Origin of the sequence: Methanocorpusculum sp., from assembly GCF_030655665.1 — an archaeon.
In the GTDB taxonomy this organism is placed as follows: domain Archaea; phylum Halobacteriota; class Methanomicrobia; order Methanomicrobiales; family Methanocorpusculaceae; genus Methanocorpusculum.
Genome location: NZ_JAUSPQ010000008.1, coordinates 249,171 through 267,266 on the forward strand (window position 1 = coordinate 249,171; position 18,096 = coordinate 267,266).

Below are 18,096 nucleotides of genomic sequence, written 5' to 3' on the forward strand. Positions count from 1 at the left end.
ACCTACATCTCGAACATTTCGTCGGTGGTTTCATGCAGGGCTCCCTCGGTCGCTTCTGCCTCAGGGGCTCCTCCTGCAAGGGTCACCTTTTTCGGGATCCCGGTTTCTGCCCGTGCCCGTTCCTTCTCGACCGCATTTCTCATAACGATCTTTTCATCCTCGGAAAGGTTGTTCAGCACTTCGTGGGTCGGACCAATGGCGATGATCTTTCCGCCGCGCATGAACATGCACCTGTCACAGACATCACGCACGAATTCCATGTCGTGGGAAACGATGACGAACGTTTCTTCCATCTCTTCTCTCGCATGCATGATGGAGTGCTTGACATCGACTTTGGTGATGGGATCCATCGTTCCTGTTGGTTCGTCGAGGAGAATGATGCGCGGTTCACGGATAAGGATCTGTGCGAGAGCGACTCTGTGCTTCTCCCCTTCTGAAAGGCTTGCCGGCAGTCTGTGAAGAACATCTTTTGCCTTCTTATCGGTGAATCCTGCCATCCGAAGGGTGATGAGTGCTTTGCGGGTCGCAAGTTCTTTGGGGAACTCTAAGCCGATCGCGTCGGTCAGGTTGTCGATGATCGTTCTGTGGGGATAGAGATCGTATTCCTGGTGAAGGAGTCCGATGTATTGTTTTGCCCTTCCCCGGAAGAGATATCCGGGTTTTGACATATCGACCCATTCGTCGCCGACCCTGACTTCGAGTTTACCGGATGTCGGCTCGTAAAGACCGGCGATCATCTTTGAAAGGGTGGTTTTACCTCCGCCGGATACGCCGATGATGCCAAAGATCTCCCGTTCATTGATCTCGAAGGTGATATCGTTTACCGCGTTGATGACACCCCGGTCAACAGCGATGAATTTTTTGAGCAGATGTTCGGCACGGACGATCGGGTCGCCGAAAATCTGGTCGGTATATACGCGGTCGTCGTGATATCCCTTCATGAACTCCTCGATGATCTCGTCAGGAGTGCCGATCTTGGTGATCTTTCCGTCATCCAGAAGAACAGCCCTGTCACAGACATCTTCAAGAACCTGGGAAAAGTGGGAGGTGACGATCATTCCCATATTGTTTTCCTTGGCAGCTTTCTTTAACAGATCATGGACGATCCTCGCTGTTTTCGGATCAAGTGTTCCTGTCGGCTCGTCCGCACAAAGGAAGAGTGGTTCACGGGCAAGCTGACGGGCGAGGACTACTCTCTGTTTTTCACCGCCGGAGAGGTCACGTGAAATGTGCATCATTCTGTGGGAGAGTCTGACTTCGTCGAGTAAGTCGGCTGCCCGGCTGATGGCTTTTTCTGAAGGATAGTTTATGTCGTCAAGTGCACGAAGCACGTTTTCAATGACACGATCGTCCCCGTAGAGCGCAAAGGTCCGCTGGAACATCAGCGAGGTCCTTGCCATTATTTGTGATTTGAGTTTCTCGTTTTTGGGTGCCCAGAAATCAACATCTTCTGCAATAAGTGTTTCGCCGCAGGCAGGACAGGGTTTTCCTGCATTGCTCTTGAACTCGATTTTGCCGCATTTTGGACAGCGGGAGATGTGATAGATGATTTTTCCGGAAGTTGGGGCCTGGTCGATTCCTCGGATCAGATGGATAAGTACGGTTTTGCCGCATCCGCTTCTGCCGATTACACCAACGATCTCTCCTTCAGAGAGTTCCAGATTGATGTTATCCAGGACCCTGACCATTTCGGTTGATTTCTCGTCACAATCATCCGTAGAGACTGGAAAGTCCATGATGAGGTCCTTTATCGTGATAAACGGGGTTTTCATATGTTCTTCCTTCTATAACGGTATGTGTTTGTTTTACGGAGTTATTAGTTTTTAGAAGCAGGTCGAGGTAGGGTGTGATGCATGACCGTTGACTGCCTCAAATATTCTTCAGAGGGTGTATGAATATGAAGATAGTATTGAAGTTATCATATTAGTGCAGGTTCGTGCTTCATTGCTGTTTTCACTCAACATCAGCGTTTAGCTTATCTATGATCGGAACCACATCACGTATGTCGTCAATGATGTATCCTGCCTGTTTGCAGAGTACGTCCGGACGTTCTCCCTTCTGCTGAACAGTCAGAATAGAAACATCGGCAGCCCGCATCGCCGAGAGGTCATTGATCCCATCACCGACCATCACCACAACATCGTATTCTCCTTTGAGGCTCGTTATGATACGTGCTTTTGTTACCGGAGTCGCCACGCCGTGAATACGGTCTCGCGGGATCCCGATTTTATCTGCGATCAGTTCAAGTTTTGAGGTTCGGTCCCCGGAAGCAATGTACACGGCGACTCCTTTCTGGTGCAGCGCCGAAATCATTTCCTTTACCCCGGGAAATGGGTAGCCTGCTGCTGCTAGCGTAAATTCTATCTCTCTTGTCCGGAGGTTGATGATGACACCGGAATTCATGGCAAACGACTCAGCCTCTTTGGAAACGATCTGCCAGCAGGCACGGATAACCTCCTGGAGGTCAATAACCCGGCAAACCGGGTCAGAGAAGAGAATAGTCCCCACATCAGCGGCATCAATGATTTTTCTCCCGCAGCTTATACCAAACACCACATCAGTCTCTTTCAGGTGTTCTGAGAGATTTTTTTCCGGCGGGACTTTCATCATCTCGGTAGAACTGACATTCAGAAGAATGAGGATCCGGTCTGGATCCTCAAACGTCAGCATCGTCGTTTCCGGACTGTCGTTCAGCAGTATCCCGCTCTTTATATTTTTCACGGCACGATTCGTTTTCAGAAGCGTTCCGGCACTGTCAAAAACAACACCAACCGACATTATTCTCTCCCTTTGAGATAAAACATGGCTTAACCCTCAGTTATTTAATCTTAGACTTCAATCAGTATTATAAATGAGCATCAACGACACAGCCGAGAAAATCATCTCTATGGAGATACGCGGCGCCGGAAAGATTGCCCGGGAAGCAGTTTCTGCGCTTCGTGATCATGCCGAGACGCTTCCGCGGACAGGAGACGTTTCGATTTTTATCCGGGAAATGGATCAGGCGGCAGGTCTTCTTCTTGCGACCCGGCCAACAGCTGTCTCTCTCCCCAATGCAATACAGATCGTAATGCGTGATGTCCGCTCTTCCAAAAATGAAGAGGCAGCACGCCGGAATCTCCGGGAAAAAGCAAACGAGTTCATCTGGTCATCCAGGACCGCACTCGATCGGATCTCCGTAATGGGAGCAAATCATATCCAGGACGGCAGTGTGATCATGACGCACTGTAATTCAAGTGCGGCTCTCGGGAGTATTATCGAGGCGAAGCGTCAGGGAAAAGATATCGAGGTCTATGCAACCGAGGTCCGACCGTGGAATCAGGGACGGATCACCATCAAAACGCTCAATGACCATGAGATCCCTACGACCTATATCGTGGATTCTGCGGTAAGAACCATGATGAAAGAGGTCGATCTCGTTATTGTGGGTGCCGACGCAATAACAGTAAATGGGGCCGTTGTGAATAAGATCGGCACGTCGCAGATCGCTCTCTGCGCCCACGAGGCACGCAAAAATGTGATCGTGACCGCCGAGACATACAAGTTTGCCCCGAGAACGATCCTTGGCGAACGCATACAGATCGAGGAACGTCCGCAAAACGAAGTCCTTCCTGATGATATTGCCGCAGGGCTGCCGTTTGTCCGCGTCAAAAACCCGGTATTTGATGTTACCCCGGCTGAATATATTGATCTGATTATTACCGAAGCAGGAGCAATTCCGCCTCATCTTGCCTACACGATCATGCGGGAATATCTCGGATGGGGACTTGACGAGTTACAGAACCAGTTCTTAAGTTTGGAGAAGCACTAACATGAAAGATTTAATCGCAACCTATTATTTCAAACCAAAATTCGGAGTGACGCCAGAATTTGCCGCTCAGGCGATCTGTGAGGAGCAGACAACCGGGACCTGGACCGATATTTCAACCGTGAACGAGAAAACTGCCTATGTTCATGCCTTCGACGGCGAGGTCGTTGAGATCGTACCGTCGGGAAACGGTTTCCAAACGAAACTTAGTTACCCATATGAGATATTTGAGCCGGGCAACATTCCTCAGTACCTATCCGTAATTGCTGGAAACCTGTTCGGTCTTGGAAAACTTGAGGCTGTCAGACTTCTTGACATTGATATTCCAAAGGGGCTTGACGGGACCGGACCCAAGTTCGGAATCGAGGGCGTCCGAAAACTCAGCGGCACTGACATCTCCCGTCGTCCGCATGTTGGAACGATCATCAAACCGAAGGTTGGTTTGACGCCGAAAGATACTGCCGCCGTTGCTTACGAGGCTGCGATCGGTGGAGTCGATTTGATCAAAGACGATGAGACGCTGACCGATCAGAAGTTTTGTCCGCTGATGGCCAGACTGGAGATGGTCATGGAAGCACTCGACCGGGCTAAAGAGGAAACCGGGCGTCAGGTCCTGTATGCACTGAACGTGACGACAGGTGGAGACCGGATCCTCGAGGTCGCTTCGAATGCCGTGAAAGCGGGAGCAAATATGCTGATGGTCGATGTTCTGACGGCAGGTTTTTCTGCGGTCCAGTGTCTTGCAGCTGCCCCCTCGATCAATGTCCCGATCCATGTCCACCGAACTATGCATGGGGCGCTGACGAGAAATCCTGAACATGGTATTGCGATGCGGCCTATTGCAAAACTGGTTCGGGTCTGTGGAGGAGATCAGCTCCACACAGGTACGGTTTCCGGAAAGATGGGGGGGAAAACCGCCGAGATCCTCGGGGACAATGCAGCACTGACTCGCCCGGCAGGAAATCTTCTCCCGGTGTTCCCCGTAGCTTCAGGCGGTCTTCACCCGGGCAAAGTCAACGCTGAGATCACAACGCTTGGAAACGAAATCGTCCTGCAGGCGGGCGGAGGTATTCACGGACATCCAGATGGAACTGCGGCGGGTGCACGTGCGATGCGGCAGGCAGTGGATGCAGCACTTTTGGGCGTGAGTGCCAAAGAGTATGCAAAGACCCATGCCGAGCTCCGAAAAGCACTGGAAAAATGGGGCTCTGTGTGAGCTGAATTTGTTCTGCCCAAAGATGGGTAGAGCATTATCCTGTTTTTATCATCTTCTTTATGTCTAAGGAGAGTAATGAGTATTAAATCTCGGAACTCCTATAATATATTATTATGACCATCAAGCTCCCGAAACATGATGTTATGTCAATCCCGTTTATGAAACTCCACGGGAACGGAAATGATTTCATTCTCATTGATGAGATGAATGGAATACTCATTCCTGATGAAATGAAGGCGCAGTTTGCTGTTGTGTACTGCGACCGGAGATTCGGTATCGGGGGAGACGGCGTCCTCTTTATCTCCAAATCCGAAAAGGCAGATATTCGTATGAGACTTTTCCAGCCGGATGCAAGTGAGGCTGAGATGTGCGGCAATGGGATCCGCTGTATTGCAAAATATGCATTTGATAAAGAGTATGCAAAGAAGAAAGCATTCTCTGTTGAGACTCTCGCAGGAGTCATGCAGGTCCGTGTAGGGTATGATTCCGAAGGGGATTTCATGGCCACCATTGACATGGGAGCTGCAGTTTATGATGAGAGTCGCGAGATCGACGGCATGACCGTTTATTCGGTGAACACCGGTGTCCCCCATGCGGTCATATTCGTTGGCGATGTTGATGGTATCGTTATCGAGGAAGTCGCACCCAAAATTCGTCATCACCCATCCTTCCCCAAGGGAACCAACGTCAACTTTGTTCAGATCACAGGTTCGTCTGAGATTGTCATCCGGACTTTTGAGCGCGGCGTTGAGGGAGAAACTCTCTCGTGTGGTACTGGTTCTACGGCCTCGGCACTTATTGCAGCAAAATCTGGCAAGGTACATGGGAACACCGTTCACGTGAAGACCGTCGGCGGTCCGCTTGATATCATTGTAGGGGATATCCCCCAGATGAAAGGACCTGCAGAAACGGTCTTTGTCGGAGAAATCCGGTATTAACTCCTTTTTTGCTACGATTCACTCGTATCATCTCCTATGAAGGAGATATGCAGATGGCCAAATGCATCACATTTATTTAACCAAATGCCAATACCTAATTAACTAGCACTTTCCCAATGCCTTTCAGAGGTTCGGATGAAACATTATGATTGATCTAATCCCCGCTATCCCCCTTGCTGCTGTGATCTGCCTTCTGCTTTTTACCGCACTTGATATCTTCTGGAAACTCCCACAGAAAGGCGGTGTTTCCGGAGCTGATGTGATCGGAAAAGAACTCGAGAACAGCGGCGGGGATCTGAACGGCGGTTGGATGATCGGCAATATCATATCATCGCCGGATGCGTCGGCAGGGACACTTCTTGCTGCCTGCGGGTATTATGCCTGGGGTATCTGGGGTGCGTTGATCTCGATCGTTCTTGTATATGTGGGAGCACGCATCTGTGCGGATAAAGGATTTGCGGGAACAAGCGGGGCAATTTGTGCCACGCTGATCATCTGGGCACTCACTTCATTTGCGGGATTTCCGCCGGAATCCTTCATTGCCGGCTGCGTTATAGCCATTTTCCTCGTTGAAGGCATCTCTCCGAAGCATGCAAGCCGCCTGCTTGGAAAAATATGGAGGAAGGTCTCATGATCGTCGAGGGGATATGTGTGGTCATCGGAGTATACTGTGCAATCCGTGCGGTATTTGAGCCGAAAACGCTGAAAAAACTGCCGTACCTCAACGTCATGAACTTTGCCGTCGCAGGATCAATCGTTCTTCTGATGCCATATCCCATAACGATCTGTGCGGCAATTGCCTATTTTATCGGCTCGACCCTTGAATCGAATGCCATCTCAAGCACCGTTGCCCAACTGGAGGAAAAATGACCGACCTGATTTTGATTCTGGCAATCTTCCTCGCTCTCTTTGGAGGGGTAGCCACGCTGTTTGTGAGATCAGCCTTTGACAAACTGATTTGTCTTGGGATCCTCACCGCAGGCGTAGTTCTCTTCCTTGTGGAGAAAGGATATCTTGATGTGGCGATCGTCGTCTCTCTTCTGATGCCTGTTGGCACGATTTTCATTCTGCTTCTTCTCGGCAAAAAACAGGAGGCGGCCAAATGATCGTTCCTCCTGAGTTTATTGTTGGATGCATCCTCCTCCTGGTCGGTGTTATCTTCACAGCATATCCGCGTGACAAAACCTACCTGACCCGGCTCATCAATATGGAAGTTGCGGAATTCGGTCTCGTGTTTATCATGCTTGGTTTCAACGAAACTCTCGCTCTTGTCACTTTCGTCGCCGTCAATGTCGTTACCACTCTGATCTTTGTCAGAGTGATCGAGAAAAAGGAGGGAGCATGAAGGAAGGTCAGGATGCCAGAAACTGTCCGGCGAAAAAGGCACGCGGAGTATTCGGTCCGTTCCAGAAACTTTCCTGTTACCTCTCGACGATCGAAAATCTGCCAAAACTTTACGCGATCTGCGTATGTCTGATCATCGTCTTTGGTCTCTGCTGTGTTCCGTTTATTGCTTATGAAGAGAATCAGCTTTATCCCAAGTCGCTTGATCCTTCCAGCTCTCTGAATCCGTATGACCGCGGCGGGATCCCGTTCACGGAACCTGCCGACATAGTTTCCCAGTATCCGGAAAATGAGCCGATACTTGGCTACGTGACCGCGTATCTCACTCCGATGAGTCAGCTCCTTGCAGACTACACGCTCCATCTCGGGACATCGATCGTTGCTCACCCCGGCGGTATTCTCGATGAGATCCTCTACTATACCCGGGGTTTTGATACCATCGTCGAAGCCAGCATCCTTTTCTGTGCATTCGCGATAGCAGCGTTTCTTTACCGGAGGTCAAAGGAATGATCGAATTTTTTGCTGAAATGGATATTATCTATAAAATAGGGCTTGCCGTTGCCTTTATCGCGATCATCGTTGCTTTTTCGGCGATCGTCAGACAAAAAGATGAGATCCACCTGCTTATCATTGTTGACCTGATAGAGATAACCGGGCTTGTGGTGATCGCACTTCTCGCGACCGATCTTGCCGAAGCACTCATTCTTCCCGGACTCGTAGTGGGGGTTGCCGAAATAATGGCGGTCTCAGAATTATGGCTCGTCAAAGAAGGACTCCAGAATGTCCGCCCAATCCGCCGTCTCGACATCGAAGTCCTGCATACGGCCCCCCCGATCATCGGCGCTGTTCTCACCGCATATGGTATTTTCCTCACAGGATTTACCGGCGGTCTTATTGCGGGCCTCGGTCTTGCCTTGTTCTTCCTTGGGAAATCGACGACGGAAAATTTCCTCTCATCAGAGAACGCATCCGGATATGCCTGGGTCCTCTGGGTTCTGGCATTTCTGATCTTTATCCTCTTCCCGAGTCAATGGTTCCTTGCTCTCATGGCCGCAGCAGTTGGAATCATGATCAAGGTGATGGCAAAGATTGCTCTTGTGGGTACCATGCGGGGTGACGGATCATGATGGAGTCGATTTTGGTCACGATACCGTTTGGTGATATGATCCATTATCTTTCAGGATATACCGTGGTCCTGTTTGGATTTGCCGCGATCTTTGTTATCCTTGCGGTGATTTCCCTGCCGGAAAAACCGGTCGAGATCGTATTCGGGACCGACGGCTACTCCCTGAAAGAAACACCCGTGGATCTTCTCAGATTCCAGAGATTTATGGCTATTGCCTGCGGGATCGCGACGATCGGTGCAATCGTAACCGGAGATATCTTCAACTTCACGCTGTTTGCCGCTTTCATCGGTGTCCTGAATATCGGAATCGTTGCCGCAGTGAAAAACAAACATGTTCTTTCGGCCGCGTTCTCCTACGGACTGGTTGTCATGATGGGGACGGTCCCCTTGTTTGCCGGAGCTGCAATAATTGCCGCTACGACCGGGACGCTTTCCATCTGGGAACTTGCGGCAGTTGGCGGCGTGCCCATCGTCGCTAAATTACTCCTGATGATAGGGGTTCTTGGCGAAGGAATGGCTCCCTTCTATATTGGTAAAGCCGAGATAACGCGGGCTTCCGGAGCTCCGTATATCCTGATGATCCACGTAAGTTCTCTCCTGCTCTTTCTGCGGGTCGTGGAGATCCTCTTGACGGTGTGATTATGAAAAAAACAGCATATATTTTACTTGCAGTTCTCTTTGCCTGCGCTGCAGTCATTTCGGCCGTGCTTGTAGACGGAAATCCGTACTGGATCCTTATCCTGATCATATCGGTACCGGGTTTTTTCGTCTCCGTGGTCCTCGCAGCCTGTGCTGGTTCAAAAGACGGAGATATTCCGTTTGTGGGGTACTGACATGATCGAGTTCCTTCTTCTCCTGATATTTGCGATCTTTTTTGGTCTTCTCCTGCACGGGATCCACCGGAAAGTCATTGCAAGGATCCAGAAACGTCCGGGTCCGCCAATCTGGCAGGAGATACTGCATACCCTGAAGTTCGCCTTCAAACAGACCTGGATCCCGAGAACCGCGAGTCAGGTCATGTATGTTGCGATCGTTCTGATCGCGATCGGGATATGGACCGCAGCACTGTATGTTTTCTGGATCGGCGGAAGTCTCCTTCTCATCTTTGCCTTTTACATGCTCCATAAGATCGTGGAGCACGGGACCGGTCTTTCCTCAGGATCCCCGTATACCAAGTTCGGGGCGATCAGATCGGTCATGTCTGCCGCAGCAGAACTGCCCCTTCTCGTGACCGTGTCAGTTGTCTATCTCTTCACGGGCACACTGTCTATCTCGGGAATTTCTTCATGGGAAGCCGCAAATGTTCCGCTTATCGGCATCGCTTTGCCTGCGGCGATATCGCTTTACCTCATCATTCTCTCGAAGGCGCACTACGGGCCGTTCTCCGTGATCGAGGCAAAGGAACTCGTCTCCGGTTACTGGACAGAACATTTCGGCGGTTGGAGGGCTCTTCTGAATATCGCTCTTTCCCTGAAAACATTCGTTCTGATTTCCGTCTTCATCGTTGTGTTCCTCGGGATCATGCCCTGGTGGCTTTTCCTTCCGGTCATGGTCCTCGTGATGGTCTCCATCTCGTTTATCTGCGCAACGACCCCTATGCTTACACCGTATAACACTGTCCTCATCCAGACGATCTGGACGGTTGTTGTCTGCGTTTATGGACTGATCGTCTGGCTGGTGATGATATCATGAATTACATTCCATTAGCTGCAGTCATAGGGTCGGCATTCTATGTCATCCTGATGCTGCTCGAATCATCTCTCCATCCGGTGGTTTTGCCGGGTGCGATTCTGGGAGCGGTCCTTATCGGGATCCTCGCCGGGATGTTTGTCTGGAAGAGTGATCATACAAAACATATCGGTGAGATGATCCTTATCTGGGTCATGATCCTCGGATTTGTTATCTACGGGCTTCTTCGCTTTGGGGGTATATTATGAAGCTCATCTACGAAAGGGATCTCACTCCCATGAAACTCACGTCACTCAGTGGAGTCAGGCAGAATGATGCGACCGTTGCGCTTGCAAAGCGGCTTGGGATATCCCGCCAGCGTATGCGGAAGATACTTATCGAAAAGTGCGATCTGATGACACTGGAAAATCTCGGACCGCGCTATGATGCGGCCGAAATACAGGCACGGTCCGACGAGATCGGAGACGCTTTGTCCCTGCATCATCTTTCAACCGCCGCTGGGATCCTTTCAAAAGAACGGGCCGATCATTACCGTGCTTTGGCCGGAGAGAAGGACGTCGAGATATCTGATATACTGCAGGCGATCCTGGAGGAGATATCATGACCATTCTGCAGCAGCTCAAAAATGCCGTTCGGCAGCGTTCGATCCATGTCTGTTATGTGAACACCGGGTCCTGTAATGGCTGCGATATTGAGATCCTTGCCTGTCTTGCCCCGAGGTATGACATAGAACAATACGGTATCTATGTTCACAACAATCCAAGAGAAGCCGATGTGATCCTTGTGACAGGGGGAATGTCTCCTCAGTGGATCGATAAATTACCCGATTTGTGGGACCGTGTTCCCGAGCCAAAAGCGGTCGTGACGATAGGCAACTGCCCTATCTCGGGATGTGTGTTCAACCGGCCGGGAAAACTGATCGATCCGCCGGTGAGTAAATATATCCCGGTCACGGCGGCGGTACCCGGATGTCCGCCGCGTCCGTCTGAGATCATTTCAGCAATTCTCGGAGCTGCTGATATTCTCTTCAAAGACTATGAAGTTCATCAGAAAGAGAAGGAAGGGGGTTTGAAGAAATGAAAAAAGTCGTTGATGTATCCCTGCCGATCGGGCCGATCCACCCCTGTTTCAAGGAACCCTGCAGGATCAAATGTGAAACGCAGGGAGAACGGGTCGTGACCACCGAAGTAGAACTCGGCTACGTGAAGAAAGGGATCGAAAAAATTATGATCGGGCGACCCTGGCAGGAGACGATCTTTCTTGCAGAACGCGTCTGCGGGATCTGTTCTGTTGTCCACAACACGGTGATCGTTGAAGCTCTGGAAAAGATCAGCGGGATCACGGTTCCAAGAAGGGCCGAACTCCTTCGTCTTATCCTGAACGAACTTGACCGTATTCAGAGTCATCTTCTTGCAAACTATTCGTACTGCTACACGATCGAGCATGAAACCCTCGGAATGTATCTGCTGAATCTTCGTGAGATCGCGATGGATTCGATCGAAATGATGACCGGGACCCGGGTCATGTCGGCATATGTTGTTCCCGGCGGTGTCCGTGAAGATCTATCAACGGAAAATGCCGCAAACATTCTTGCCGGAACCTATCATATCGAAACCGAACTGAAACGCTTTGTAAAAATGTTCGAGACCGGGTCGATGATCGGTCTTCGGTCAAAAGGGATCGGCATCCTTTCCATGGAAGATGCTCTCGCGTCAGGCGTGGTAGGTCCTACTGCCCGTGCTACCGGTCTTCCCCGCGATGCCCGAAAGGACGATCCTCTCTATATGGAGATGGGCTGGCATATGATTACCCGGAATCATGGCGACAATTTTGACCGGATCATGCTCAGGTTCGACGAACTCTTCCAGTCTCTGACCCTGATCAGAAATGGCATTGCGGCTCTTGAGCCGGGAAAGATCCGTAACGGCGGAGAAATGAAAGCAGGCCATATCAAACACACGATAGAAGCGCCGAGGGGGGATCTCACCTATGATATTGAGATCGACTCGGTCGGTCAGGTGGTGTTTGTTTCGATCCAGACCCCATCTATCCCTAATATTGAGGTCGCGACCCATGCGATGATGAAAAATCTTGCGTCGGCGGCTGATGTGACATCCACGTTCATTAGTGCCGATCCCTGTATTGCCTGTGCGGAGCGGTAACATGACTGTGTTCACCTATCTCAGAGAGTTCTTCAGACTATCCTGGATAAAAGCGTTTTTCACCGTAAAGACCCCTCCTCTGACAAAACCGGCCTACTTCCGGGACTTTCCCGAGCTGACCGGAAAGACATGCACGCACTGTCTTGCCTGCAAAATGATATGTCCCTGCCCCGGGGCGATCGATGTTGTCCAGACGGGAGGTGTCTGGAATCCTCAGATCACGCAGGGTCACTGCGTTCGATGCGGATATTGTGTGGAAGCCTGTCCCGAGGGAGTCCTTACGAGCGGAGATCTCCTTGCACGTAAGAAAGAGCAGGGACTTGTATTCACCCATGAATACATCATCAAAATCGACATCGAAAAATGCATGGGTTGTGGGAACTGCACTACGGCATGTCCGGTAAACCGGGAAATCGATCCGTATATCGGGGCAGGCGGGACCTCGCTTTCGAGTGATGTCCTCATACGTGTCGAGCACGGGAAAAACACGGTCAAACACAATGAACACTGCAAAGGATGTAAAGTGTGTATGGACACCTGCCCGAACGGAGCTATTCATGTGATCCGGAATGTAATCGCTTTGCAGGAGGAAACATAAATGGATTATATCATCAATAACGCCTATGTGGTCGATCCGATCAATAAAATATCCGGAGAGATCCGGGACATCTTTGTCTCAAACGGCAGGATCACCGATGAGGAGCCAAAAGGAGCAGAGGTCATTGATGCAGGGGGATGTCTGACTCTTCCGGGGGGTATTGATTCCCATACGCATATCTGCGGAACGAAGGTGAACTTCGGCAGGTACATGAGCCCCGAGGATATGCGTGCAGGCAGGGCTCCCAGGAGAAAAGGGATGCGTGCCGTGTCCGGATACAGTATTCCGACAACGTATGGAAACAGTTATCGGTATGCGCTTATGGGGTATACAACGCTCACTGAAGGAGCAATGGCTCCGCTTGAAGCCCGGCATACCCATGAGGAGTTCAAACACACGCCTCTGCAGGACGGTCTCATTCTCACGCTCTTCGACGGCGACTGGGGATTAATGCGGGCCGTCGCCTCCGGGGACATCAAGCGGGCCGCCGCGCTTATCGCATGGCGGCTTGATGCCGTAAAAGGGTATGGGGTAAAACTGACCAATCCGCTTGGTGCCGAGATGTGGAGCTGGGGAAAGAATGTGGAATGCATTCGAAAACCCATCCCTGATTTTGATCTAAGTCCTGCTGAGTATATCAAAGGAGTGATCGAAGCGAACGAGATGCTTGGTCTTCCGCATTCCGTACATCTTCACTGTAATAATCTGGGAAAGCCGGGTAATTATACCTGCACGATCGGGACGATGGGTCTTGTTCCCGATCTGAATGAGAAACGGCAGACCTGCTATCTCACGCATGTCCAGTTCCATTCATACGGTGGGACCGGCTGGAACGATTTCTGTTCAAAGTCGGAACCGGTCGCGAACACGGTGAATCTGCGCCCCCAGATCACCATTGATATGGGACAGGTGATGTTTGGACGGACCACGACCATGACGGCCGACGGTCCAATGGAGTTCAACCTGTATCGCCTTCATCAGGACAAATGGAGTAATCATGATGTTGAACTGGAGACCGCATCCGGTGTTATTCCGGTGATCTACCGGCGCAAGAATCTGGTGAACAGCATCATGTGGGCAATCGGGCTTGAACTGGCTCTGCAGGTGAAAAATCCCTGGCAGTGTCTATTGACAACGGATAATCCTAACGGTGCGCCGTTTGTCAAGTATCCGGAGATCATTGGACTTCTGATGAGCAAGGAATACCGTGACCGTGAGTTTGCCACCGTCCACCCGAAAACCGGCACCCGTGTTATTCTTCCATCACTTGACCGGGAGATGACCTTTGAAGAGATCGCGGTAATGACGCGTGCGGGTCAGGCACGGGCTCTTGGTCTCATCGACAGAGGGAAAGGTCATCTTGGACTGGGTGCAGAAGGAGATATAGCGATATATCCGATAAAACCTGATAAGATCGACCCCTCCAAGCAGTATGCCGAGATCATCAGGGGTTTTGCCCAGACAAAGTACACGATGAAACTTGGCGTGATGATCTCTAAAGAGGACGAAATCGTGGCAGATAATCAGAACCGTACGTTCTGGTGCAGTCCGAAAGTACCTGAGGCGTATGATATGTCCAAAGATCCTGATCTGATCCGGACCTTTGACCGGTATTACTCGATACGCATGGAGAATTATGCCGTGGATGAGGATTATTACCTCACGAAGAGTATGAAAATCGAAACGGAGACGACGTTATGAGACGAATCACGCTCATCTTACGTGAAGAGGTTGATCCTTATCTTCCTATCGAAGCAGAGTCTATCTGTCCCGAGACCCTTTCAAAGAGAGTGGATGTCACGGTGTTTGTGGGTAACGAGGAGAAAAAACTCAAAGATGTGTTTGATATCCGTGTTGACGGCGAGGCTGCAGGTCCCGCAGCGACGGAGATCATCCTCGTTGGTGACTGTCATCAGGTAAAACGTGTGGGTGAGTACATGACTGATGGAAAAATCATCGTCGATGGGGATGTAGGGATGCACTGCGGGGATTTCATGAACGGCGGAACGATCGAGATCCTGGGAAATGCCGGAGACTGGCTCGGGCGTGAGATGCTGGACGGAAAAATCATCTGTCATGGAAATGCCGGGAACTACTGTGGTTCAGGATACCGTGGAGGGAGAAAAGGTGTTCGCGGCGGCGAGATTTTTGTAGCAGGAAATGTTGGGGATTACTGTGCCGAATGTCTTTTTGGCGGAGTGATCCACGTGAAAGGAGATGCCGGAATTCATGCGGGCAGTAATATGAAGGGGGGAAAACTTCTCATCGAGGGTGACTGTCTGATGCCCTGCGGGGATATGTTTGCCGGGGAAGCTACGGTGTACGGGCATGTTACCGATTTCCTGCCGACCTTTAAGGAGACTGGAACGATTATCGAAGATGGGCATCATCTCACGGTTTTTCAGGGAGATGTTGCCCACAGAAATGCAAAAGGCACGCTTCGTGTCGGGTCATTTGACCGGATCTAAGCGTTTCCTCTTTTTTCACGCAAATATATGAACTGCGGTTGCTTTGAATGTTACAACAACCGGATCGCCCTTTTTCAGAGAAAGCCTTTCGATCGACTGAGGGGTGAGCGCTGCAGCAAGCGGAATTCCGATATCTACATAGACCAGCGTCTCAAGACCGCTCTGACGTATTTCGGTGATTTTTCCCTGAAACGAATTGATAGCGGACGATGCTAATTTCTCCCGCGAGATGATCAGTTCCTCGGGACGGATCTCCACATTCACCACGCCGGATAATGTCGTCACTGCTCTGACGTAGATCTCGCCGATTTTCACACAGACTTTCCCTGTTTTTCCACTATGGATATCACCGCGATACAGATTTGGATTTTCCGATACAGAAAAGCCGTATGTCGGATCATGGATAATATCCTCGGGAGTTCCTGTGGCGACGATCGTTCCCCGTTTGATCACCGATACACAATCCGCTATTGAAAGGGCATCTATGATTGAGTGGGTCACGAGAATACAGGGGATGTTTTCTGCCCGGATCACTGAAGCAAGTTCACGACGCATGTTCTCCTGTGTCTTCACATCAAGAGCAGCGAGGGGTTCATCAAGGAGGAGAAGCGCTGGTCTTGGAGCGAGTGAGCGTGCCAGTGCCGTTCTCTGGCGTTGCCCTCCTGATAACCGTGTCACCGGTTCGTCAGCGATCTGGTCAAGTCCCATCCGAACGATGAGTTCATCGGTTCGTGCTCTGATCTCCTCTATCGGCCTCTTTCTTACCGTAAGACCGTATGCAATGTTCTCCCTCACCGTCATGTGCGGGAAAAGAGCATAATTCTGGAACATGTAGCTGATATTCCGCATTTCCGGGTCGATATGTCTGCGGGTCCTGGAATCATAGAGGACTTGATTGTTCAGGGTTATTTTACCAGATTCCGGCTTCATAAGGCCGGAGAGGATCTTCAGAGTAGTTGATTTCCCTGATCCGTTTTCTCCGATAAGGGCAAGTGTTTCCCCAGATTGAACGGTCAGATCAACATCCATAGTAAAATCTCGGAGCTGCCGGGTAAATGTTGCTTCAAGCATATTTTTTCTTCTCCCGTGCACCCAGATATTTTACGATCAGTATGATGCCGAACGAAAAAATCACGAGTAAGATAGCAAGAGCTACCGAAATCGAGAGATCGCTTTGCAGTTCGCTGTAAATCGCGAGCGGCATGGTCTGGGTTTTTCCCGGCAGATTTCCAGCAAACATCATGGTGGCACCAAATTCACCGAGTGCCCGTGCGAAAGTCATGATGATTCCTGACAATAGTGAACCGAGGGCCAGGGGCAGGGTGACTTTGAACAGCGTTTTCAAAGGGCCTGCCCCGAGTGTTCTGGATGCATATTCATATTCAACATCGATCGCTTCGAAACTGGAGCGTGCCTGCCGAAGATAAAACGGCGAGGCAACAAAGATCTGGGCAAGGACAACTGCAGTTGTTGTGAATGCGATCTTTATTCCAAATATCGAGAAATACTGCCCTAACAGACCGTTCGCTCCGAATGCCATAAGAAGGGCGAGACCTGCGACCGTCGGCGGAAGAACGATCGGGAGATCGGTCAGGGTATCAACAATGTTTCTTCCTTTGTAGGGGACCCTTGCATTGATATAGGCGAGTGGGGTGCCAACGATTATGACGATGATCGTTGAGATCACAGCGGTGATGGCACTTAATGTCAGGGCATTGATCGCAGCCTCACTGGTGATCGCATAAAGCAAATCCCCAACGCTGACTCGTGTGAAAAGAGATACAAGCGGTACGGAAATAAATACGAGAAAAAGGAGTATGAGTCCTCCTGTCAGAATTTGAGTCGCGATGCGACTCAATGTGTGAGATCTGGCAGTTGGATTCATAGTGTGGTCTTATGCCACCGGTACAAATCCGTAATCTGTAAGGACCGCACTGCCGGCACTGCCGGTAAGATATGATTCAAACTTCTGGACTGCGGAGAGTTTGGTGGTTGCTTTGAGAATTCCATACGGATAGCTGGCGACTACATTATATTTGTCCGGAATCTCAATTAATGTTATGTCATTTCTATCGTCTTTAGAGATATCAGACATGTAAACGATTGAGGCGTCTGCTTCACCGAGGGTGAGGTATGATTTGATTTTTGTTACTGCATCAACTTGGGTAACAACGTTTGCCATGAATGCATCAACATAACCTGAGTGGGAATCGTTTTGGTACTTCTGGATGATGGTCCTTGTGTACTGACCAAATGGTACCGCGTCATCTCCGATAACGAGTTTCACACCTGAGTTTGTCAGGCTGCCGAGATCAGTGATTCCTGCCGGGTTTGTTTTCGGGACTGCAATGCCGAGTTTGTTTTCAAGAAGAACTTTCTTATCGGTAATAAGTCCTGCTTCAACGACCGGGTCGAAATTCTTGTCGTTTGCCGAGATATACATATCGGCCTCTGCTCCCTCGAGGATCTGGGTTTTTAATGTAGAACTGCCTGCAAAGTTCAGATTAACTTTGATGTTCGGGTTCTCAGTCATAAACTGGTCTGCAATTTCCGTCATAGCGCCGGTCAGCGATGCTGCGACGAACACGTTGATCTCAGTTTGCTCCACTGGTCCACTGACACACCCTGCGATTCCAACTGTGAGAAGAACACAGAGAATGATCGAAATACCTAACCAAATGTTGTTATGCTTCATGAATAACTCCTCCTTATCGTTTGCATGGAAGTGTATTAAACATTAGTCAAAC

24 protein-coding genes are annotated in these 18,096 nt (G+C 50.2%); 19 read left to right on the forward strand and 5 right to left on the reverse strand.

Annotated elements, in window-relative coordinates; genetic code table 11:
- Window positions 1-2 precede the first annotated feature (2 nt).
- Both atwA and Q7J08_RS07410 read right to left on the reverse strand, forming a co-directional pair.
- Complete coding sequence (gene atwA / locus Q7J08_RS07405) at window positions 3-1,772, reverse strand: methyl coenzyme M reductase system, component A2 (RefSeq protein WP_304911051.1); 1,770 nt, start codon at window positions 1,770-1,772, stop codon at window positions 3-5.
- A 181-nt stretch (window positions 1,773-1,953) separates the two neighbouring features.
- On the reverse strand, window positions 1,954-2,778 hold the full coding sequence (locus tag Q7J08_RS07410) for an HAD-IC family P-type ATPase (protein ID WP_304911052.1): 825 nt from the start codon (window positions 2,776-2,778) through the stop codon (window positions 1,954-1,956).
- Between the two features lie 73 nt (window positions 2,779-2,851).
- On the opposite strand from Q7J08_RS07410, the gene Q7J08_RS07415 reads away from it, so the two are divergent.
- From Q7J08_RS07415 to Q7J08_RS07505, 19 genes are all read left to right on the forward strand, one after another.
- Window positions 2,852-3,811 carry a ribose 1,5-bisphosphate isomerase gene (locus Q7J08_RS07415; protein ID WP_304911053.1) on the forward strand — a complete coding sequence of 320 codons (960 nt, stop codon included), beginning with the start codon at window positions 2,852-2,854 and terminating at the stop codon, window positions 3,809-3,811.
- Window position 3,812: 1 nt separating this feature from the next.
- Window positions 3,813-5,024: a RuBisCO large subunit C-terminal-like domain-containing protein gene (locus tag Q7J08_RS07420; protein ID WP_304911054.1), complete on the forward strand. Its 1,212-nt coding sequence runs from the start codon at window positions 3,813-3,815 to the stop codon at window positions 5,022-5,024.
- Window positions 5,025-5,137: 113 nt separating this feature from the next.
- A complete protein-coding gene (gene dapF, locus Q7J08_RS07425; RefSeq protein WP_304911055.1) occupies window positions 5,138-5,962 on the forward strand; it encodes a diaminopimelate epimerase in 825 nt (274 codons plus the stop codon).
- A gap of 145 nt (window positions 5,963-6,107) precedes the next feature.
- Window positions 6,108-6,596 (forward strand): hypothetical protein, encoded by a 489-nt coding sequence (locus Q7J08_RS07430; RefSeq protein ID WP_304911056.1) that lies wholly within the window; start codon window positions 6,108-6,110, stop codon window positions 6,594-6,596.
- On the forward strand, window positions 6,578-6,832 hold the full coding sequence (locus Q7J08_RS07435) for a DUF2109 domain-containing protein (RefSeq protein WP_304911057.1): 255 nt from the start codon (window positions 6,578-6,580) through the stop codon (window positions 6,830-6,832). Before Q7J08_RS07430 ends, Q7J08_RS07435 begins: the two co-directional genes overlap by 19 nt.
- Entirely contained in the window at window positions 6,829-7,068 is a 240-nt protein-coding gene (locus Q7J08_RS07440) for an EhaD family protein (RefSeq protein WP_304911058.1), read from the forward strand. Before Q7J08_RS07435 ends, Q7J08_RS07440 begins: the two co-directional genes overlap by 4 nt.
- Window positions 7,065-7,307, forward strand: coding sequence for an EhaE family protein (locus Q7J08_RS07445; protein ID WP_304911059.1), 243 nt, complete (start codon window positions 7,065-7,067; stop codon window positions 7,305-7,307). Before Q7J08_RS07440 ends, Q7J08_RS07445 begins: the two co-directional genes overlap by 4 nt.
- On the forward strand, window positions 7,304-7,816 hold the full coding sequence (locus Q7J08_RS07450; protein WP_304911060.1) for an EhaF family protein: 513 nt from the start codon (window positions 7,304-7,306) through the stop codon (window positions 7,814-7,816). Before Q7J08_RS07445 ends, Q7J08_RS07450 begins: the two co-directional genes overlap by 4 nt.
- Window positions 7,813-8,433 (forward strand): EhaG family protein, encoded by a 621-nt coding sequence (locus Q7J08_RS07455; protein ID WP_304911061.1) that lies wholly within the window; start codon window positions 7,813-7,815, stop codon window positions 8,431-8,433. Before Q7J08_RS07450 ends, Q7J08_RS07455 begins: the two co-directional genes overlap by 4 nt.
- A complete protein-coding gene (locus Q7J08_RS07460) occupies window positions 8,430-9,071 on the forward strand; it encodes a hypothetical protein (protein WP_304911062.1) in 642 nt (213 codons plus the stop codon). Before Q7J08_RS07455 ends, Q7J08_RS07460 begins: the two co-directional genes overlap by 4 nt.
- A gap of 2 nt (window positions 9,072-9,073) precedes the next feature.
- Window positions 9,074-9,265, forward strand: a complete 192-nt coding sequence (locus tag Q7J08_RS07465; protein ID WP_304911063.1) for a hypothetical protein — start codon at window positions 9,074-9,076, stop codon at window positions 9,263-9,265.
- Between the two features lies 1 nt (window position 9,266).
- Complete coding sequence (locus tag Q7J08_RS07470) at window positions 9,267-10,124, forward strand: respiratory chain complex I subunit 1 family protein (protein WP_304911249.1); 858 nt, start codon at window positions 9,267-9,269, stop codon at window positions 10,122-10,124.
- Entirely contained in the window at window positions 10,121-10,369 is a 249-nt protein-coding gene (locus tag Q7J08_RS07475; protein WP_304911064.1) for a hypothetical protein, read from the forward strand. The genes Q7J08_RS07470 and Q7J08_RS07475 overlap by 4 nt, the downstream gene beginning before the upstream one ends.
- Window positions 10,366-10,725, forward strand: a complete 360-nt coding sequence (locus Q7J08_RS07480; RefSeq protein WP_304911065.1) for a DUF1959 family protein — start codon at window positions 10,366-10,368, stop codon at window positions 10,723-10,725. The genes Q7J08_RS07475 and Q7J08_RS07480 overlap by 4 nt, the downstream gene beginning before the upstream one ends.
- Window positions 10,722-11,201 (forward strand): NADH-quinone oxidoreductase subunit B family protein, encoded by a 480-nt coding sequence (locus Q7J08_RS07485; protein ID WP_304911066.1) that lies wholly within the window; start codon window positions 10,722-10,724, stop codon window positions 11,199-11,201. The genes Q7J08_RS07480 and Q7J08_RS07485 overlap by 4 nt, the downstream gene beginning before the upstream one ends.
- Entirely contained in the window at window positions 11,198-12,283 is a 1,086-nt protein-coding gene (locus tag Q7J08_RS07490; RefSeq protein ID WP_304911067.1) for a nickel-dependent hydrogenase large subunit, read from the forward strand. Before Q7J08_RS07485 ends, Q7J08_RS07490 begins: the two co-directional genes overlap by 4 nt.
- Before the next feature lies 1 nt (window position 12,284).
- Complete coding sequence (locus Q7J08_RS07495) at window positions 12,285-12,881, forward strand: 4Fe-4S dicluster domain-containing protein (protein WP_304911068.1); 597 nt, start codon at window positions 12,285-12,287, stop codon at window positions 12,879-12,881.
- Complete coding sequence (locus tag Q7J08_RS07500; RefSeq protein WP_304911069.1) at window positions 12,882-14,582, forward strand: formylmethanofuran dehydrogenase subunit A; 1,701 nt, start codon at window positions 12,882-12,884, stop codon at window positions 14,580-14,582. It abuts the gene before it with no gap.
- Window positions 14,579-15,349, forward strand: a complete 771-nt coding sequence (locus Q7J08_RS07505; RefSeq protein ID WP_304911070.1) for a formylmethanofuran dehydrogenase subunit C — start codon at window positions 14,579-14,581, stop codon at window positions 15,347-15,349. Before Q7J08_RS07500 ends, Q7J08_RS07505 begins: the two co-directional genes overlap by 4 nt.
- Before the next feature lie 15 nt (window positions 15,350-15,364).
- On the opposite strand, the gene Q7J08_RS07510 is transcribed toward Q7J08_RS07505, so the two are convergent.
- The 3 genes from Q7J08_RS07510 to modA are packed head-to-tail and all read right to left on the reverse strand — an operon-like array spanning window position 15,365 to window position 18,044.
- Window positions 15,365-16,420 (reverse strand): sulfate/molybdate ABC transporter ATP-binding protein, encoded by a 1,056-nt coding sequence (locus Q7J08_RS07510; RefSeq protein WP_304911071.1) that lies wholly within the window; start codon window positions 16,418-16,420, stop codon window positions 15,365-15,367.
- The gene (locus tag Q7J08_RS07515) at window positions 16,413-17,234 is read right to left on the reverse strand and encodes an ABC transporter permease (protein ID WP_304911072.1); all 822 of its coding nucleotides are present in this window, start codon (window positions 17,232-17,234) and stop codon (window positions 16,413-16,415) included. Before Q7J08_RS07515 ends, Q7J08_RS07510 begins: the two co-directional genes overlap by 8 nt.
- 9 nt (window positions 17,235-17,243) lie before the next feature.
- The gene (gene modA / locus Q7J08_RS07520) at window positions 17,244-18,044 is read right to left on the reverse strand and encodes a molybdate ABC transporter substrate-binding protein (RefSeq protein ID WP_304911073.1); all 801 of its coding nucleotides are present in this window, start codon (window positions 18,042-18,044) and stop codon (window positions 17,244-17,246) included.
- Window positions 18,045-18,096 lie beyond the last annotated feature (52 nt).